Origin of the sequence: Kitasatospora sp. NPDC058115 (assembly GCF_042884635.1) — a bacterium.
Classification (GTDB): Bacteria; Actinomycetota; Actinomycetes; order Streptomycetales; family Streptomycetaceae; genus Kitasatospora.
In genome coordinates, this window is sequence record NZ_JBHVTL010000008.1 from 116,992 (window position 1) to 134,711 (window position 17,720).

General features: G+C 73.0%; 15 protein-coding genes. All 15 read left to right on the forward strand.

The window, feature by feature from the left end; genetic code table 11:
* Window positions 1-22 precede the first annotated feature (22 nt).
* Window positions 23-607: a cell division protein FtsL gene (locus tag ACFVVL_RS11025; protein ID WP_387673344.1), complete on the forward strand. Its 585-nt coding sequence runs from the start codon at window positions 23-25 to the stop codon at window positions 605-607.
* Window positions 604-2,904 (forward strand): penicillin-binding transpeptidase domain-containing protein, encoded by a 2,301-nt coding sequence (locus ACFVVL_RS11030; RefSeq protein WP_387673347.1) that lies wholly within the window; start codon window positions 604-606, stop codon window positions 2,902-2,904. Before ACFVVL_RS11025 ends, ACFVVL_RS11030 begins: the two co-directional genes overlap by 4 nt.
* Before the next feature lie 6 nt (window positions 2,905-2,910).
* The gene (locus ACFVVL_RS11035) at window positions 2,911-4,563 is read left to right on the forward strand and encodes a UDP-N-acetylmuramoyl-L-alanyl-D-glutamate--2,6-diaminopimelate ligase (RefSeq protein WP_380286846.1); all 1,653 of its coding nucleotides are present in this window, start codon (window positions 2,911-2,913) and stop codon (window positions 4,561-4,563) included.
* Window positions 4,560-5,960 (forward strand): UDP-N-acetylmuramoyl-tripeptide--D-alanyl-D-alanine ligase, encoded by a 1,401-nt coding sequence (murF, locus tag ACFVVL_RS11040; protein ID WP_380286845.1) that lies wholly within the window; start codon window positions 4,560-4,562, stop codon window positions 5,958-5,960. The genes ACFVVL_RS11035 and murF overlap by 4 nt, the downstream gene beginning before the upstream one ends.
* Complete coding sequence (mraY, locus tag ACFVVL_RS11045; protein WP_380286844.1) at window positions 5,960-7,021, forward strand: phospho-N-acetylmuramoyl-pentapeptide-transferase; 1,062 nt, start codon at window positions 5,960-5,962, stop codon at window positions 7,019-7,021. The genes murF and mraY overlap by 1 nt, the downstream gene beginning before the upstream one ends.
* The gene (gene murD, locus ACFVVL_RS11050; protein ID WP_387673352.1) at window positions 7,006-8,472 is read left to right on the forward strand and encodes a UDP-N-acetylmuramoyl-L-alanine--D-glutamate ligase; all 1,467 of its coding nucleotides are present in this window, start codon (window positions 7,006-7,008) and stop codon (window positions 8,470-8,472) included. Before mraY ends, murD begins: the two co-directional genes overlap by 16 nt.
* Before the next feature lie 55 nt (window positions 8,473-8,527).
* The gene (gene ftsW, locus ACFVVL_RS11055; protein ID WP_380286842.1) at window positions 8,528-9,907 is read left to right on the forward strand and encodes a putative lipid II flippase FtsW; all 1,380 of its coding nucleotides are present in this window, start codon (window positions 8,528-8,530) and stop codon (window positions 9,905-9,907) included.
* A 6-nt stretch (window positions 9,908-9,913) separates the two neighbouring features.
* Complete coding sequence (gene murG, locus ACFVVL_RS11060) at window positions 9,914-11,020, forward strand: undecaprenyldiphospho-muramoylpentapeptide beta-N-acetylglucosaminyltransferase (RefSeq protein WP_380286841.1); 1,107 nt, start codon at window positions 9,914-9,916, stop codon at window positions 11,018-11,020.
* Window positions 11,013-11,789, forward strand: coding sequence for a cell division protein FtsQ/DivIB (locus ACFVVL_RS11065; protein ID WP_380286840.1), 777 nt, complete (start codon window positions 11,013-11,015; stop codon window positions 11,787-11,789). The genes murG and ACFVVL_RS11065 overlap by 8 nt, the downstream gene beginning before the upstream one ends.
* A gap of 413 nt (window positions 11,790-12,202) precedes the next feature.
* Complete coding sequence (ftsZ, locus tag ACFVVL_RS11070) at window positions 12,203-13,441, forward strand: cell division protein FtsZ (RefSeq protein WP_387673357.1); 1,239 nt, start codon at window positions 12,203-12,205, stop codon at window positions 13,439-13,441.
* A complete protein-coding gene (gene pgeF / locus ACFVVL_RS11075) occupies window positions 13,438-14,169 on the forward strand; it encodes a peptidoglycan editing factor PgeF (protein ID WP_380286838.1) in 732 nt (243 codons plus the stop codon). Before ftsZ ends, pgeF begins: the two co-directional genes overlap by 4 nt.
* On the forward strand, window positions 14,169-14,975 hold the full coding sequence (locus tag ACFVVL_RS11080; RefSeq protein ID WP_387673361.1) for a YggS family pyridoxal phosphate-dependent enzyme: 807 nt from the start codon (window positions 14,169-14,171) through the stop codon (window positions 14,973-14,975). Before pgeF ends, ACFVVL_RS11080 begins: the two co-directional genes overlap by 1 nt.
* 227 nt (window positions 14,976-15,202) lie before the next feature.
* A complete protein-coding gene (locus ACFVVL_RS11085; RefSeq protein ID WP_380286836.1) occupies window positions 15,203-15,805 on the forward strand; it encodes a cell division protein SepF in 603 nt (200 codons plus the stop codon).
* Between the two features lie 92 nt (window positions 15,806-15,897).
* Window positions 15,898-16,179: a YggT family protein gene (locus tag ACFVVL_RS11090; protein WP_030301231.1), complete on the forward strand. Its 282-nt coding sequence runs from the start codon at window positions 15,898-15,900 to the stop codon at window positions 16,177-16,179.
* 59 nt (window positions 16,180-16,238) lie between these two features.
* Complete coding sequence (locus ACFVVL_RS11095) at window positions 16,239-17,585, forward strand: DivIVA domain-containing protein (RefSeq protein ID WP_380286835.1); 1,347 nt, start codon at window positions 16,239-16,241, stop codon at window positions 17,583-17,585.
* Window positions 17,586-17,720: the final 135 nt, after the last annotated feature.

Here is a 17,720-nt window from a genome sequence, read left to right on the forward strand (position 1 = left end):
CACCGTGCGTCCGGGACGGCAGGTGCGGGGACGTACGCCGTTCGCGGTCCTGGTGGTGCTGCTGCTCGGCGCCGGGCTGCTCGGGCTGCTCGCGCTGAACACCGCGCTCAACGAGGGCTCCTTCGAGCTGTCCCGGTTGCAGCGCCAGACCACCGTGCTGACCGACGAGCAGCAGGGGCTGCAGCACCAGATCGACCAGAACTCCGCGCCGGACGCGCTGGCCCGCCGGGCCGCCGAACTGGGCATGGTGCCGGCCGGCGGGATGGCCTTCCTCGACCTGCCGAACGGCGGCGCGGTGGTCGGCACGCCCAAGGCGGCCCAGGACAGCCCCCCGGTGAAACGGTCCACCGCGGAACCGTGGCCCGCCAAGCAGCCCGCGCCCGGCGCCCAGCCCAGTGCCCCGCCCGCGCCCGGCGCCCAGCCCAGTGCTCCGCCGAGCGGCCAGCCGGCCGCGGGGACGACGGCTCCGGCCGCCCCGCCGCCGCCCACCGCCGCCACCCCCGCCGCCTCGCCGACCGGCCCGGCGGCCGGTGGTGACGTCACCGTCCAGGTCAACCCGGGCCCGGCGCAGCCGTCGCCGCACGCGGGCGGAGGTGCCGGCCGATGAGCACCCCCCGCCAGCCCTCCGGCGGCGGCGCCGACGGGCGCCGCCCGGTCAGGGGCGCCGCGCCGCGTCCGGCCGCCCCGCGCGGGCAGTCCGCCGGCCGCGCCCAGAACCCCAAGCCGCAGAACCCGAAGCCGCAGAGCCCGAGGTCGCAGAGCCCGAAGGCACCCGACCCCAAGGCGCAGAACCCCAAGGCCCAGAACCCCCGCGCCCAGAACCCCCGGCCGCAGAGCGCCAAGCTGTCGGCGGCCAAGCCGTCGGCCGCCCGGGCCCAGGCCCCGAGGGACCCGGCCGCCCGGCCCCGCCCCCCGCGCGCCCCGGAGCAGCGCCGCTCCGACGGCCGCCCGCCGGTGCCCCGCCCGCGCCCGCAGCGCCGCCCGCCGGCCCGCCGCCCGCCGGCCCGCCGGCCGGTCTCCCGGGGGATCCGGCTGGCCGATCCGCGCCGCCGGCTGCGGGTGATCACCATCGCGCTCTCGGTGGTGTTCTCGATCTTCGCCGGACGCCTGGTCCAGCTCCAGCTGCTGGACTCCGACGCACTGGCCGCCGACGCCAACACCAACCGCTACCTGAACATCCCGATCACCGCCGAGCGCGGCTCGATAACGTCCTCCGACGGCGTGGCCCTGGCCACCACCGTCGACGCCTACGACATCACCGCCGACCCGGCGATGTTCACCCCCGAGGCGACCGGCCTGCCGGACGCGCCCGAGCAGGCCGCCGCCCTGCTGGCGCCGATCCTCGGTGTGCCCAAGGAGAAGATCGCCGCCGACCTGCACACCCCCAAGACCCGCTACAAGCGGCTCGCCGCCCAGCAGAGCCCGGACGTCAAGAACCAGATCAGCGACCTCAAGTCCGGCCTGGAGAAGCAGGCCGGCTCGCGCGCCTGCCAGGCCCAGAAGCGGTTGCTGAACAAGCCCGCCGAGGAGGGCGGCCGCACCCGGCTGGACAACGAGTGCGTCAACCCGCTGGCCGGCGTCTTCAACCGGGAGACCCAGAAGCGGGTCTACCCGTCCGACGGGCTGGCCGCCAACCTGGTCGGCTTCGTCAACGCCGAGGGCGAGGGGTCCGGCGGGCTGGAGCAGCAGTACCAGGAACTGCTGGCCGGCAAGGACGGCCACAGCAGCTACGCCCAGGCCGGCGGCCGCCTGGTGCCCACCGCGGGCGGCTCGCTGGAGCCCGCCGTGCCCGGCACCGACCTGCGGCTGACCATCAACCGGGACATCCAGTGGGCCGCCCAGCGGGCCATCACCGACCAGGTCTCCAACGCCGGGGCGGAGAAGGGCTACGTGATCGTCCAGGACGTGCGGAACGGCCAGGTGCTGGCGATGGCCACCTCGCCCGGCTTCAACCCCAACGACCTGAGCACCGCCAAGAACTCGCAGCTCGGCAACGCCGCCCTCCAGGACGCCTACGAGCCCGGCTCCACCGCCAAGCTGATGACCATGGCGGCCGTGCTGGACACCGGCAAGGCCACCTGGGACACCAAGGTCACCGTGCCGTACCCGCTGGTCCGCGGCGACGTGGCGTTCAAGGACGACGTGGAGCACGACACCTGGTACCTCACCCTGGCCGGCGTGCTCGCCAAGTCCTCCAACATCGGCACCATCGAGGCCGCCCAGACCCTCGGCGCCACCCAGCCCGAGGCCAACCAGGTGCTCTACGACTACCTGCGGAAGTTCGGCATCGGCCAGCAGACCGGCCTGGGCTTCCCCGGCGAGACCGCCGGACTGCTGGACAAGCCGGAGGACTGGAAGGCCTCCAAGCAGTACACGATCCCGTTCGGCCAGGGGCTCTCGGTCAACGCGCTGCAGGCGACCTCGGTGTTCTCGACCATCGCCAACGGCGGGGTCCGGGTGGCGCCCAGCGTCGTCCAGGGCACCACCGCGCCGGACGGCAAGTACTCCCCGGCCCCGGCGTCCGCGCAGTCCCGGGTGGTCGGCGAGCAGACCGCCAAGACCCTCACCGAGATGCTGGAGTCGGTCGTCTCCGACGAGCAGGGCACCGGCGGCAAGGCCGCGATCCCGGGCTACCGGGTCGCCGGCAAGACCGGGACCGCCAACCGGGTCGACCCCAAGGCCGGCGGCTACCGGGGCTACACCGCCTCCTTCATCGGCTTCGCCCCGGCCGACCAGCCGCGGGTCACCGTCTCCTGCGTGATCCAGGACCCGGTCAACGGCCACTTCGGCGGCCAGCTGTGCGGTCCGGTGTTCAAGCAGGTGATGGAGTTCACCCTCAAGACCCTCCAGGTCCCGCCGAGCGGCAGCGAGGCGCCCAACCTGCCCGTCGAGTGGAAGCCGTGATCGACCATGAGCAACGACCTGGCGGGTGCGGCCGCCGGTACGGAAAAGAGCCGGTTTGGCCCTGGACGCCCTTCGGCGGATAGCCTCTCCGCCGTGCCGAAACCCGATCAAATCACCGTGAGCCCGCCCCGCCCCGCCCGGACCGGCGCCCGGCCGCTCGCCGAGGTCGCCCGCCTGCTGGGCCTCGACCCCGTCGAGGGACCCGAGGTCACCGGCGTCACCCACAACGCCCGCGAGGTCCGCCCCGGCGACCTCTACGTGGCGTTCCCGGGGGCCAACCACCACGGCGCGTCGTTCGCCGGGCAGGCCGCCGCGGCCGGCGCGGTCGCGGTGCTCACCGACCCGGCCGGCGCCGAGCTGGCGGCCGGCAGCGGCCTGCCGCTGCTGGTGGTCGACCGGCCCCGGGCCCGGATGGGCGAGCTCGCGGCCGCCGTCTACGACCGGCCGTCCGAGCGGCTGCTGATGATCGGCCTCACCGGCACCAACGGCAAGACCACCACCTCGTACCTGGTCGAGGGCGGCCTGCGCGGCGCCGGCCGCCACCCCGGCGTGATCGGCACCGTCGAGATGCGGGTCGGCGACGAGCGGATCAAGAGCGAGCGGACCACCCCCGAGGCCACCGACCTGCACGCGATCCTCGCCGTGATGGGCGAGCGCGGCGCCGACGCGGTGACCATGGAGGTCTCCAGCCACGCCCTGGTCTACGGCCGCACCGACGGCGTGGCCTACGACGTCGCGCTGTTCAACAACCTCACCCCCGAGCACCTCGACTTCCACCCGGACATGGAGGACTACTTCCAGGCGAAGGCCCGGCTCTTCCAGCCGGGCAAGTCCCGCGCCGGCGTGGTCAACCTGGACGACGCCTACGGCCGCCGACTCGCCGCGGAGGCGAAGATCCCGGTCGCCACCTTCTCCGCCACCGGCGCCCCCGCGGCGGACTGGCGCGCGGTGGACGTCCAGCTCGGCCCGGTCGGCTCGACCTTCCGGGTGCTCGGCCCCGACGGCGCCGAGGCGGACGCCTCCGTCCCGCTGCCCGGCCCGTTCAACGTCGCCAACGCGCTGGCCGCGATCGTCCTGCTCGCCACCGCCGGGCTCCCGCTGGAGCGTGCGGTGGCCGGCGTCGCCGCCGTCCCCGGCGTGCCCGGCCGGCTGGAGCGGGTGGACGCCGGACAGCCCTACGTCGCGGTGGTCGACTACGCGCACAAGCCGGACGCCCTGGAGGCCGTCCTCGGCTCGCTGCGCGAGGTCACCAAGGGCCGGCTGCACGTGGTGGTCGGCTGCGGCGGCGACCGCGACCCCCACAAGCGCGCCCCGATGGGCGGCATCGCGGCCCGGCTCGCCGACACCGCCGTGCTGACCAGCGACAACCCGCGCAGCGAGGACCCGCTGGCGATCCTCGCCACCATGCTGAACGGCGCCGCCGCGGTGCCCGAGGCCGAGCGCGGCGCCGTCCTGGTCGTGCCCGACCGCGCCGAGGCGATCGAACTGGCGGTCGCCCGCGCCCAGGCCGGCGACACTGTGCTGGTGGCCGGCAAGGGCCACGAGCTCGGCCAGTACGTACGAGACGAGATCCGCCCCTTCGACGACCGGGAGGTGCTGCGCGAATCCATCGCGCGGACCACGGCCGCCCGGGGCACCGGAGGAGTAGAGCAGCCGTGATCGCACTGACCCTCGCCGAGGTGGCCGCCGCAGTCGGCGGAACCCTGGCCGGCGCCGACCCCGACGCCCTGGTGACCGCCCCGGTCGAGGTCGACTCCCGCAAGGTCCGCCCCGGTGGTCTGTTCGCGGCCTTCGTCGGCGAGCGCGTGGACGGCCACGACTACGCGGAGACCGCGGTCGCGGCCGGCGCCGTCGCGGTGCTGGCCTCCCGCCCGGTCGACGGGCCCGCCGTGCTGGTCGACAGCGTGGTGGACGCGCTCGGCAAGCTGGCCCGCGCCGTCGTGGGCCGCTCCGAGGCCGCCGTGGTCGCGCTGACCGGCTCGGCCGGCAAGACCAGCACCAAGGACCTCATCGCCCAGCTGCTGGAGCGCCTGGGCGACACGGTCTACCCGCCCGGCTCGCTCAACAACGAGATCGGCCACCCGATGACCGCCCTGCGGGTCGAGGGCACCACCCGGCACCTGGTGCTGGAGATGGGGGCCCGGCACAAGGGCGACATCGAGTACCTCACCTCGATCACCCCGCCCCGGATCGGCCTGGTGCTGAACGTCGGCACCGCGCACGTCGGCGAGTTCGGCTCCCAGGAGGCCATCGCCGAGGCCAAGGGCGAACTCGTCGAGGCGCTGCCCGCCGACGGCGCGGCGATCCTCAACGCGGACGACCGTCTGGTGCGCGCCATGGCCGCGCGCACCAGGGCCCGGGTGGTGTTCTTCGGGGAGTCCCCGGACGCCGACGTCCGGGCACGGGACGTTCGCCTGGACTCCACCGGACGGCCATCCTTCACGCTGAGCACCCCGGCCGGTTCCGCACCCGTGCAGCTGCGCCTGTACGGTGAGCACCACGTCTCGAACGCCCTCGCCGCCGCCGCGGTGGCGATGGAGCTCGGGATGACCGTCGACGACACCGCCGAAGCGCTGAGCCAGGCGGGTGCGCTGTCCCGCTGGCGCATGGAGGTCGTCGACCGGGCCGATGGTGTCACCGTCGTCAACGACGCCTACAACGCGAACCCCGACTCGATGCGGGCCGCGCTGCGGGCGCTGATCTCGATGGGGGGGCGCGGCCCGGAGCGCCGCCGCACCTGGGCGGTGCTCGGCGAGATGCGGGAGCTCGGCGAGGACAGCCTGGCCGAGCATGACGCCATCGGGCGGCTCGCCGTCCGGCTGGACGTCACCAAGCTGGTGGCGGTCGGCGGACGCGAGGCGGCCTGCATGGAACTGGGCGCGAGGAACGAAGGTTCGTGGGGTGAGGAGTCGGTGCTGGTGTCCGACGCGGACGCGGCGGTCGAGCTGCTGCGCAGTCAGCTGCGGCCGGGGGATGTGGTGCTGGTGAAGGCCTCCCGTTCGGTGGGGCTGGAGAAGGTGGCCGAGGCCCTCCTCGCGGACGGTGCGGCCGAGTAATGAAGCAGATCCTCTTCTCCGGCATGATCGGCCTGATCCTGTCGCTGGTCGGCACCCCCGCGCTGATCAAGCTGCTCGCCCGGCAGGGCTACGGCCAGTACATCCGCGACGACGGCCCCAAGGCGCACCACAGCAAGAAGGGCACGCCCACCATGGGCGGCATCGCCTTCATCCTGGCGACCCTGGTGGCCTACTTCGCGACCAAGGCGATAACGGGCGAGAGCCCGACCGCCTCCGGCCTGCTGGTGCTGTTCCTGACCACCGGTCTGGGCCTGGTGGGCTTCCTCGACGACTACATCAAGGTCGTCAAGCGGCGCTCGCTGGGCCTGCGGGCGAAGGCCAAGCTGGCCGGCCAGTCCATCGTCGGCCTGCTGTTCGCGGTCCTCGCCCTGCAGTTCCCCGACAACGCCGGCCGCCGCCCGGCCTCCGAGCACCTGTCCTTCGTCCGGGACTTCGAGTGGGCGATCGGCCCGGTGCTGTTCGTCATCTTCGCGTACTTCCTGATCGCCGCGACCTCCAACGGCGTCAACCTGACGGACGGTCTGGACGGCCTGGCCACCGGCGCCTCGGTGATGGCCTTCGGTGCCTACACCTTCATCGGCGTCTGGGAGTACGGCCAGAGCTGCGCCTACGTGGCCTCGGCCACCTCCAACTGCTACGACGTCCGCGACCCGCTGGACCTCGCGGTGGTCGCGGCCGCCCTGATGGGCTCCTGCTTCGGCTTCCTCTGGTGGAACACCTCGCCCGCCAAGATCTTCATGGGCGACACCGGCTCGCTGGCCCTCGGCGGCGCGCTGGCCGGTCTGGCGATCTGCTCGCGCACCGAGATCCTGCTCGTCCTGCTGGGCGGCCTCTTCGTGATCATCACCCTCTCGGTGATCATCCAGGTCGGCTCGTTCCGGATGACCGGCAAGCGCGTCTTCAAGATGGCCCCCCTGCAGCACCACTTCGAACTCAAGGGCTGGAGCGAGGTCCTGGTCGTGGTCCGGTTCTGGATCATCCAGGGTCTGTGCGTGGCCGTCGGCCTCGGCCTCTTCTACGCGGGATGGGTGACCGGATGACCGCCGCCGAACCGGCCACCCCGGACTGGGCCGGCCTGCCGGTCGCCGTCGCCGGGCTCGGTGTCTCCGGCATCAGCGCCGCCCGCGTCCTGCGCGGCCTCGGCGCGGAGGTCACCGTCGTGGACGGCGGCTCCGGCGAGGGCCTCGGGGCCCGCGCCGCCGAGCTGGAGGCGCGGGGCGTCACCGTCCGCCTCGGCGACGGCGCCACCCTGCCCGAGGGCACCCGGCTGGTCGTCACCTCGCCGGGCTGGCCGCCGAGCAGCCCGCTGTTCGCCGCGGCCGCCGAGGCCGGCGTCGAGGTCTGGGGCGACGTCGAGCTGGCCTGGCACCTGCGCCGGCCGCTGCCCGCCACCGGCGAGCCCGCCCCCTGGCTGGCCGTCACCGGTACCAACGGCAAGACCACCACCGTCCAGATGCTCGCCTCGATCCTCACCGCGGCCGGCCGGCGCACCGCCGCCGTCGGCAACGTCGGGGTCTCGGTGCTGGACGCGGTGCTCGCCGACGAGCCCTACGACGTGCTCGCCGTCGAGCTCTCCAGCTACCAGCTGCACTGGGCGCCCTCGCTGCGCCCCTACGCGGCGGCCGTGCTCAACCTGGCGCCCGACCACCTCGACTGGCACGGCTCGATGGAGGCGTACGCCGCCGACAAGGGCCGGATCTACGAGGGCAACGTCGTCGCCTGCGTGTACAACCTGGCCGACCCGGCCACCGAGGCGCTGGTCCGCGAGGCCGACGTCGAGGAGGGCTGCCGGGCGGTCGGCTTCGGCCTCGGCGCGCCCGGCCCGTCGAACCTCGGCGTGGTCGACGGCCTGCTGGTGGACCGCGCGTTCGTGCCCGACCGGGCGACCAGCGCCGCCGAACTGGGTTCGGTGGAGGACGTCAACCCCCCGGCGCCCCACAACATCACCAACGCCCTCGCGGCCGCCGCGCTGGCCCGCGCCTACGGCGTGGAGCCGAAGGCCGTGCGGGAGGGCCTGCGCGCCTTCCGGCCGGACGCGCACCGGATCGCCGAGGTCGCGGTGGCCGACGGCGTCACGTACGTCGACGACTCCAAGGCGACCAACACCCACGCCGCGGCGGCCTCGCTCGCCGCGTACCGGCCGATCGTCTGGATCGCCGGCGGCCTCGCCAAGGGCGCGACCTTCGACGACCTCGTCCAGGGCGCGGCCGAGCGGCTGCGGGGCGCCGTGCTGATGGGCGAGGACCGCGCGCTGATCCGCGAGGCACTGGCGCGACACGCCCCGGATGTCCCGGTGATCGAGGCGGCCGAGGGCCAGACTGGCGCGGTGGCGATGACCGAGGTGGTCCGCGCGGCCGCGTCACTCGCCCGAACGGGTGACACGGTGCTGCTGGCCCCGGCCTGCGCCTCGATGGACATGTTCACCAACTACGGCGAGCGCGGCGACCTCTTCGCCGCGGCCGTCCGGGAGCTGGCGGACGGGAACCGGTAGGCGACCCGTGCCTCGTGGCCTCCGGCCGGAGGCCACGAGGACGAGAAGGGGAGCTGTGGTGGGGCAGGGCGGCAGGGCGGGCGGTTCGAGCGCGCCGGAGAAGGGGCGCCCGGCCGGCTCCCTGCGGGTGATCTCGGCCACCACCACCGCCTACAAGTCGGCCGGTCCGCTCGCCCGGCTGCAGGCCTTCCGGGCCCGCGTGCGGTACGCCCTGGACCGGCCGCTCACCCCCTACCTGCTGGTCGCCGGCACCGCGCTGCTGCTGGTCGTGCTCGGGCTGATGATGGTCTTCTCGGCCTCGCAGATCCTCGCGCTGGGCCAGCACCGCTCGACCCAGTTCTACTTCTACAAGCAGCTGCTCGCGGTGGTGCTCGGCTTCACCCTGCTGCTCGGCTTCGCCCTGGTACCGGTGGCCGTGCTGCGGGTGATCGTCTACCCGGTGATGTTCGCGGTGATCGGCGCCATGGTGCTGGTCGCGATCCCGGGCATCGGCATGGAGGTCAACGGCAACCGGAACTGGCTGGATTTCGGCGTGTTCCAGTTCCAGCCGTCCGAGTTCGCCAAGCTCGCCCTGGTGCTCTGGGGCGCCGACCTGCTCGCCCGCAAGCAGAAGGCCGGCACCCTCGACCAGTGGAAGCACCTGCTGGTCCCGCTGGTGCCGGGCGCCCTGCTGCTGCTCGCGCTGATCATGCTCGGCGGCGACATGGGCACCTCGATGATCCTGGTGGCGATGCTCTTCGGCCTGCTCTGGATGGTCGGCGCGCCGCTGCGGCTGTTCGTCGCCACGCTCGGCGTGGCCGTCGTCGTCTGCACCGCCCTGGTGGTCACCGTCCCGCACCGCGCCGAGCGGCTCTCCTGCATCGGCGTGACCAAGCTCGACCCGGCCGGCGCCTGCTTCCAGGCCCTGCACGGCGTCTACTCGTTCGGCCTCGGCGGCCTGTTCGGCTCCGGACTCGGCGCCGGCGTGGAGAAGTGGGGCCAGCTCCCGGAGGCGCACACCGACTTCATCTTCGCCACCACGGGCGAGGAACTCGGTCTGGTGGGGACGCTGTCGGTGATCGGTCTCTTCGCGGCACTAGGCTACGCGGGTATCCGTGTGGCCATCGGCACGAAGGATCCCTTCGTCAGGTACGCCGCGGGAGCCGCCACCACCTGGATCATGGCGCAGGCCGTGATCAACCTGGGGTCGGCGCTGGGACTGCTGCCCATCGCGGGCGTCCCGCTCCCGCTGTTCTCCTACGGCGGTTCCGCCATGCTGTCGGCCATGTCCGCGATCGGGGTGCTGCTCTGCCTGGCACGCAGCAGCTCGGGCGCGAAGGCGGCCCTGGCCGCCCGGAGCAAGAACTCCCGGATCAGGAAGCAGCTGGCCCGGGTGCTGCCACGACGACGAACCACAGCGCGCCCGGCCAGCGGGCCGGCACGCAGGGAGCGGTGAATTTCGGTGCATGTCGTACTCGCCGGCGGGGGGACCGCCGGTCACATCGAGCCGGCCATGGCCCTCGCGGACGCCCTCCGCAGGCACGACCCGTCCATCGGGATCACCGCCCTCGGCACCGAGCGCGGCCTGGAGACCCGGCTGGTGCCCGAGCGCGGCTACCAGCTGGAGCTGATCCCGGCCGTCCCGCTGCCCCGCAAGCCCACCCCCGAGCTGATCACCGTCCCGGGCCGGCTGCGCGGCACCGTCCGGGCCGCCCAGGAGATCATCGAGCGGGTCAAGGCGGACGCCGTGGTCGGCTTCGGCGGCTACGTCGCGATGCCCGCCTACCTGGCCGCCAAGCGGGCCGGGGTGCCGATCGTGGTGCACGAGGCCAACGCCCGGCCCGGCCTGGCCAACAAGATCGGCGCCCGGTACAGCGACTTCGTCGCCGTCTCCACCCCGGACAGCAAGCTGCGCGACTCCCGGTACATCGGCATCCCGCTGCGCCGGACCATCGCGACCCTGGACCGGGGCGCCGTCCGCCCGGAGGCCCGGCACTACTTCGGCCTCGACCAGCGGCTGCCCACCCTGCTGGTGACCGGCGGCTCGCAGGGCGCCCGCCGGCTGAACGAGACGATCGCCGCGATCGCCCCCCGGCTCCAGCAGTACGGGGTGCAGATCCTGCACGCGGTCGGCCCGAAGAACGAGCTGCCGCAGGTCGACGAGATCCCCGGGATGCCGCCGTACCGCCCGGTGCCGTACCTGGACCGGATGGACCTCGCCTACGCGGCGGCCGACATGATGCTCTGCCGGGCCGGTGCCATGACGGTGGCCGAGCTGGCCGCGGTCGGCCTGCCCGCCGCGTTCGTGCCGCTGCCGATCGGCAACGGCGAGCAGCGGCTGAACGCCCAGCCGATGGTCAAGGCCGGTGGCGGCCTGCTGGTCGACGACGCCGAGCTGAGCCCCGACTGGGTGCTGCAGAACGTGCTGCCGGTGCTCACCGACCCGCAGCGGCTGTGGGACATGAGCCGGGCCGCCGCCGAGTTCGGCCGCCGGGACGCCGACGAGCTGCTGGTGGGCATGGTCTACGAGGCCATCGAGGCCGCCCGGGGCGGCCGCCGTCGTGGCTGACGCCCGGCTCGCCGATCCCCTCGACGAGGAGTTCGAGGCCGAGGAGTACGCTCCTCGGCTCCGGCTCTCCCGCCGGGGGGTGGTGGTGCTGGGCGCCGTGACCGCGGTGCTCCTCGGAGTGCTGTCCTGGCTGGTGTTCTTCTCCTCGGTGCTGGAGGTCCGTTCGGTCTCGGTGCAGGGGATGCGGGACGACCGGCTGACGGCCGACGAGGTCCGCTCGGCGGTCGGCGGGGCCGGTTCCGGCCCGCTGGCCCGGGTGGACCTCGACGAGACCCGCCGGCGGGTGGAGGCGATACCCCGGGTGGCGAAGGCGGAGGTGTGGCGCGGTTGGCCGAACACCCTGCGGGTGAAGGTCACCCAGCGCACGGCGGTCGCCGCGGTCAAGGGCGAGGACGGACTCTTCACCCAGGTGGACGCGGGCGGGGTGAGCTTCGCCACCGAGCCGGCCGCTCCGGAGGGGGTGCCGGTGGTGGAGCTGAAGCTCAGCCAGCAGGCCCTGGACGTCGAGTCGGTGATCGACCGTCCCCAGCTGGTGCGCGGCGCGGTGGCGGTGGCCGCCGGCCTGCCGGAGGACGTCCGGCAGCGGGCCGGCGCGGTCCTGGTGCACTCGTACGACGACATCCAGCTGCAGCTCGGCGGGGGTTTGACGGTGCGCTGGGGGAGTCCCGAGCAGACCGATCGAAAAGCCCGGGCGCTGGTGGCGCTGCTGAATCAGAAGGGTACGAACTTCGACGTCAGCGCCCCTGACTCGCCTGCGGTGTCCGGATGATCCGGTAGGTTTTCCGGGTACACAAGGGGTTCGCGCGGAGCGCGTCGCCGAAAGGGTGGCGGCGGGCTGCGGGTGGGCTTGACGCGGTTTCGTGTCGGCCCGACCCTTGGTGGTCACCCCGGTTTCATTCGCCGGTCGATGATCACATAGGCTCAAAAGAAAAAGGGAAGCTCGGCGTGTTCGTTGAAACACGTGGCCGGAGCCACCTAGTGTCCTGTGTCACCAGCCTCTGTTCCCTGGTGATGTGACAGAGGCGCAGCACTAACCCTAAAGGTCAAGTTTAGGGTTGGGGTCGGCGGTCGGCATTTCGGACATTACGTCAGAAACCAGGCTCCCTACCCATCGACATCCGTCGGTTCGGCCCTGACCGGGCATCGGGCCGACCCGGAAATTCGAGGCGAGAGGCCTTCGACGTGGCAGCACCGCAGAACTACCTCGCAGTCATCAAGGTCGTCGGTATCGGCGGCGGTGGTGTCAACGCCATCAACCGGATGATCGAGGTCGGTCTCAAGGGCGTCGAGTTCATCGCGATCAACACCGATGCGCAGGCCCTCCTCATGAGCGACGCCGACGTCAAGCTCGATGTGGGCCGTGAACTCACCCGGGGCCTCGGCGCCGGCGCCAACCCCGAGGTCGGCCGGAAGGCCGCCGAGGACCACCGCGAGGAGATCGAGGAGGTCCTCAAGGGGGCCGACATGGTCTTCGTCACCGCCGGCGAGGGCGGCGGCACCGGCACGGGCGGCGCGCCGGTCGTCGCCAACATCGCCCGCTCGCTGGGCGCGCTCACCATCGGCGTGGTCACCCGCCCGTTCACCTTCGAGGGACGGCGGCGCGCCAACCAGGCCGAGGACGGCATCGCCGCCCTGCGCGAAGAGGTCGACACCCTCATCGTGATCCCCAACGACCGGCTGCTGTCCATCTCGGACCGCCAGGTCAGCGTCCTGGACGCGTTCCGCTCGGCCGACCAGGTCCTGCTCTCCGGTGTCCAGGGCATCACCGACCTGATCACCACCCCCGGTCTGATCAACCTCGACTTCGCCGACGTCAAGTCGGTCATGTCGGACGCCGGCTCGGCGCTCATGGGCATCGGCTCGGCCCGCGGCGAGGACCGCGCCAAGGCCGCCGCCGTGATGGCGATCTCCTCGCCGCTGCTGGAGGCCTCGATCGACGGCGCCCGCGGCGTGCTGCTCTCCATCTCCGGCGGCTCCGACCTCGGCCTGTTCGAGATCAACGAGTCCGCCCAGCTGGTCAGCGAGGCGGCCCACCCCGAGGCCAACATCATCTTCGGCGCCGTCATCGACGACGCCCTCGGCGACGAGGTCCGGGTCACCGTCATCGCGGCCGGCTTCGACGGCGGGCAGCCGCCGGCCATCGTCCGCGAGCCGGTGGTCAAGGCGAGCGCGACCCCGGCCAACCCGCCGGCCTCCGCGTCCGGCGGCAGCGCCCCGGAGCGTCCGGCCGGCCGCCCCTCGTACGGCGGCATCGGCTCGGTGACCTCCCGTCCGGACGGCGAGGGCTCCGCCCCGGCCCGCCCGGCCGAGGCCCCGGCCACCGCGACCGCCGCCCCGGTGCCGCCGCAGGTGCAGCCGGCCCGCCAGCCGTACGTGGAGAGCCCGGCCGAGGAGCTCGACGTCCCGGATTTCCTTAAGTGATCGACCACGCGGTCCGCGACGGTGCTCACTTCGCCTTCACCTCCCGGTGGGGCGGGGTGAGCACTTCGCCGTACGGGGAGCTGAACCTCGGCGGGGCGGTGGGGGACGACCCGGCGGCCGTCCGGGAGAACCGGGCGATCGCGGCCCGCGCGCTCGGCCTCGACCCGGCCGACGTGGTCTGGATGAACCAGGTGCACGGCGCGGACGTGGCCGTGGTGACCGGGCGGCAGCCGGCCGGCGGGGCGCCGGCCGTCGACGCGGTGGTCACCGACCGCCCGCTGGCCCTGGCGGTGCTCACGGCCGACTGCACCCCGGTGCTGCTGGCCGACCCGGTCGCGGGTGTGGTCGGAGCAGCCCACGCCGGACGGCCCGGCCTCGCCGCCGGGGTGGTCCCGGCGGTGGTCCGGGCGATGACGGAACTCGGTGCCGAGCCCGGGCGGATCACCGCCGCCACCGGCCCGGCGGTCTGCGGCCGCTGTTACGAGGTGCCCGACGGGCTGCGCGCCGAGGTCGCGGACCGGGTGCCCGCCGCGTACGCCGAGACCTCCTGGGGGACCCCGGCGCTGGACGTGCCGCGGGGGGTCGAGGCCCAGCTGGCCGCCGCGGGGGTCACCGGGCTGGTGCGCTCACCGGTCTGCACCCTCGAATCCGCCGATCACTACTCCTACCGTCGCGAGCAGCGCACCGGCCGGCTCGCGAGCTATGTCTGGTTGGGCTCTGAACACTGATGACGAATGACATCTACGGACCGTTCCCGGCCGGTTCCGGTCGGTTTCCGGACAAGGACTGGCTGGACGCGCTGACGGAGGGTCAGCGGGCCCGCTACGAGGAACTGGGCACCAACCTGGAGGTCGTCGAGCGCCGGATCGCCGACGCCTGCGCCGCCGCCGGGCGGGCCCGCGACGAGGTCCGGCTGATCGTGGTCACCAAGACCTACCCCGCCGAGGACACCGCGCTGCTGGCCGGGCTGGGCGTCACCGACGTCGCGGAGAACCGCGACCAGGACGCCGCCCCCAAGGCGGAGCAGTGCAGAAACCTTCCTCTGGACTGGCACTTCGTCGGCCAGCTGCAGACCAACAAGGTCCGCTCGGTCGTCCGCTACGCCGACCACGTCCACTCGGTGGACCGGCCGCGGCTGGTGGAGTCGCTCGGCGCGGCGGTGCGCAAGGCCGGGCGCGCCGACCTCGGCTGCCTGGTGCAGATCGCGCTGGACAAGGAGCACGGCGAGGGCGAGCACCGCGCCGGGGTCGCCCCGGCCGACGTCGCGGCCCTGGCCGACGCGATCGCCGACACGCCCGGGCTGCGCCTGGACGGTGTGATGACGGTCGCTCCGCTCGCCGGACCGCTGGCCGGCGACCCGGCCGCGGCCTTCGATCGGCTGGCGGAAATCGCAACCGCCGTACGCACCGACCATCCGGCTGCCACCATGGTGTCGGCAGGGATGAGCGGTGACCTTGAGCAGGCCATTGCCGCCGGGGCGACACATGTGCGCGTCGGAACGGCGGTACTCGGAGTGCGGTCACCCCTCGGGTAACGTCACCGGGTAGTAGATCAGACTGCAGGACAAAATAGGACAGAAGCTAGCAGCTTATCTGAGCGCTAGCCAACCGTGGATCGCAGCTCCGCGGCCCTCATCCACGAACCCTGATCGGCCGTCGGGCTGATGAAGCGTCGTGGGCGGACCGCGGAATCCGCAGGCGGGGCCGCACGGCCCGGCCGCCGGGACGGAGCCGGTCCACCACAAGCGGAGGAGACAGGAGCATGGCCGGCGCGATGCGCAAGATGGCGGTCTACCTCGGCCTCGTGGAGGACGAGACGTACGACGGCCAGGGGTACGACCCCGACGACGACTACGACGCGGACCCCGAGCCGATCCGGACCGGACGGACCGAGGACATTCCGCGGCCGGCCGCCCCCGCGCCCGCGCCGGTCTCCTCGATCGCCCCGCAGCCGGTTCCGGCCGCCGTCCCGATCCGCCAGGAAACCCCGAGGATGGCCCCAGTGTCGTCCATCACACCCGAACGCCGCCACAACCTGGAGAAGAGCGCCCCGGTGATCATGCCCAAGGTCGTGAACGAACGAGAGCCCTACCGCATCACCACGCTGCACCCTAGGACCTACAACGAGGCCCGTACCATCGGCGAACAGTTCCGCGGCGGTACCCCCGTGATCATGAATCTCACGGAGATGGACGACACCGACGCGAAGCGGCTCGTAGACTTCGCCGCTGGACTCGTCTTCGGTCTGCACGGCAGTATCGAGCGCGTGACGCAGAAGGTGTTCCTGCTGTCGCCTGCTAACGTCGATGTCACGGCGGAGGACAAGGCTCGGATCGCCGAGGGTGGGTTCTTCAACCAGAGCTGACCCGGCCACGACTTTACGTGTGGATCTGATCGACAGTGAGTTAGCGACAGGAGAGCGGCCCTCGGGCCGAGAACAGGGGAGAGGGAAGCGCGATGGAGATCGTGTGGGCAGTGCTCTACTACGCACTGACCGTCTTCCTGGTGTTCCTGCTCGTGCGGTTGGTGATGGACTGGGTCTTCCAGTTCGCGCGTTCGTGGCGACCGGGCAAGGCCATGGTTCTGGTCCTGGAGGCCACGTACACTGTCACGGATCCGCCGCTCAAGCTTCTGCGGCGGTTCATTCCGCCGCTGCGTCTCGGGGGCGTGGCGCTCGACCTGTCCTTCTTCGTACTGATGATCATTGTGTATGTCCTGATCTCGCTTGTGCGGCCCTAGTCGTAGGTGAGCGATGCGACAGGATGCCGGTGTGCCGACGATCACGTTGAGGTGAAGAGATGCCATTGACCCCCGAGGACGTTCGGAACAAGCAGTTCACGACCGTCCGCCTGCGCGAAGGCTATGACGAGGACGAGGTCGATGCCTTCCTCGACGAGGTCGAGGCGGAGCTGACCCGTCTCCTCCGCGAGAACGAGGACCTGCGCGCCAAGCTGGCCGCCGCGACCCGGGCCGCCGCGCAGAACCAGGCCAACATGCGCAAGGAGCCGCCGCAGGACGCCCGACCCGGCGCCCCGGTGCCGGCGGCCATATCCGGCCCGCCGGTCCCCGGCCAGCAGGGCGGCCCGGGTGGCCCGCAGCAGCAGATGGGCCCGGGCGGTCCGCAGCAGCAGATGGGCCCCGGCCCTCAGCAGCAGCAGATGGGCAACCAGCCGCTCGGCCTGCCGTCCGGCGCCCCGCAGCTCCCCGCCGGCCAGGGCGGTCCGATGGGCGGCCCCGGCGGCCCGCAGCAGCAGATGGGTCAGACCATGGGCGGCCAGCAGCAGCTGGTCCAGCCGATGGGCGGTCAGATGCTGCAGCCGATGGGCGGCCCCGGCGGCCCGCAGGGCATGGGCAACCCCATGGGCCAGGGCATGGGCCAGCAGCAGATGCAGCAGATGGGCGGCCCCATGGGCGGCCCGCAGCAGATGGGCGGCCCGATGGGCGCCCCGATGCAGCAGCAGGGTCCCGGTGGCGACAGCGCCGCCCGGGTGCTGGCGCTCGCCCAGCAGACCGCCGACCAGGCGATCTCCGAGGCGCGTTCCGAGGCCAACAAGATCGTCGGCGAGGCCCGCAGCCGCGCCGAGGGCCTGGAGCGCGACGCCCGTGCCAAGGCCGACGCGCTGGAGCGGGACGCCCAGGAGAAGCACCGGGTCGCGATGGGCTCGCTGGAGTCCGCCCGCGCCACGCTGGAGCGCAAGGTCGAGGACCTGCGGGCGTTCGAGCGTGAGTACCGGACGCGCCTGAAGTCCTACCTGGAGACCCAGCTGCGCCAGCTGGAGTCGCAGGCGGACGACTCGCTCGCCCCGCCGCGGATCCCCGCCACCGCGTCGCTGCCGCCGGCCGCGTCGTCGATGGCCCCCGCCGGTGCCAGCGCGATGAGCAGCCCCTCGCCGAGCTTCGGCGGCAGCCAGCCGTCGTTCGGCGGGAGCCAGCCCTCCTTCGGCGGGCAGGGCTCCTTCGGCGGGAACTCCGGTGCGCCGGGCTTCGGCGGGCAGGCCTCGGGCGGCAACTCGGGTGCGCCGCAGATGCAGCCGGCCGGGATGACCCAGCCGATGGCGGCGGTCCGGCCGCAGCCGCCGCAGCCGATGCAGCAGGCTCCCGCGCCGATGCGGGGCTTCCTGATCGACGAGGACGGCGACAACTAGGCGCGCTGTTCACCGCGAGCGCCCCCTTCCTGACCCTTCGGGTCCGGGAGGGGGCGCTTTCGCGTGCACGGGCGCGCCGGGCCGGGCCGGGGCACGGCGAAGCCGCCGCCGGTCGTGCACCGGCGGCGGCTTCGG

Bases quoted from the DNA above. Each gene is read 5' to 3' on its own strand.
- ACFVVL_RS11030 (WP_387673347.1), top strand. From the start codon at position 604: ATGAGCACCCCCCGCCAGCCCTCCGGCGGCGGCGCCGACGGGCGCCGC.
- ACFVVL_RS11035 (WP_380286846.1), top strand. From the start codon at position 2,911: ATGAGCAACGACCTGGCGGGTGCGGCCGCCGGTACGGAAAAGAGCCGG.
- mraY (WP_380286844.1), top strand. From the start codon at position 5,960: ATGAAGCAGATCCTCTTCTCCGGCATGATCGGCCTGATCCTGTCGCTG.
- murD (WP_387673352.1), top strand. From the start codon at position 7,006: ATGGGTGACCGGATGACCGCCGCCGAACCGGCCACCCCGGACTGGGCC.
- ACFVVL_RS11080 (WP_387673361.1), top strand. From the start codon at position 14,169: ATGACGAATGACATCTACGGACCGTTCCCGGCCGGTTCCGGTCGGTTT.
- ACFVVL_RS11085 (WP_380286836.1), top strand. From the start codon at position 15,203: ATGGCCGGCGCGATGCGCAAGATGGCGGTCTACCTCGGCCTCGTGGAG.
- ACFVVL_RS11090 (WP_030301231.1), top strand. From the start codon at position 15,898: ATGGAGATCGTGTGGGCAGTGCTCTACTACGCACTGACCGTCTTCCTG.
- ACFVVL_RS11095 (WP_380286835.1), top strand. From the start codon at position 16,239: ATGCCATTGACCCCCGAGGACGTTCGGAACAAGCAGTTCACGACCGTC.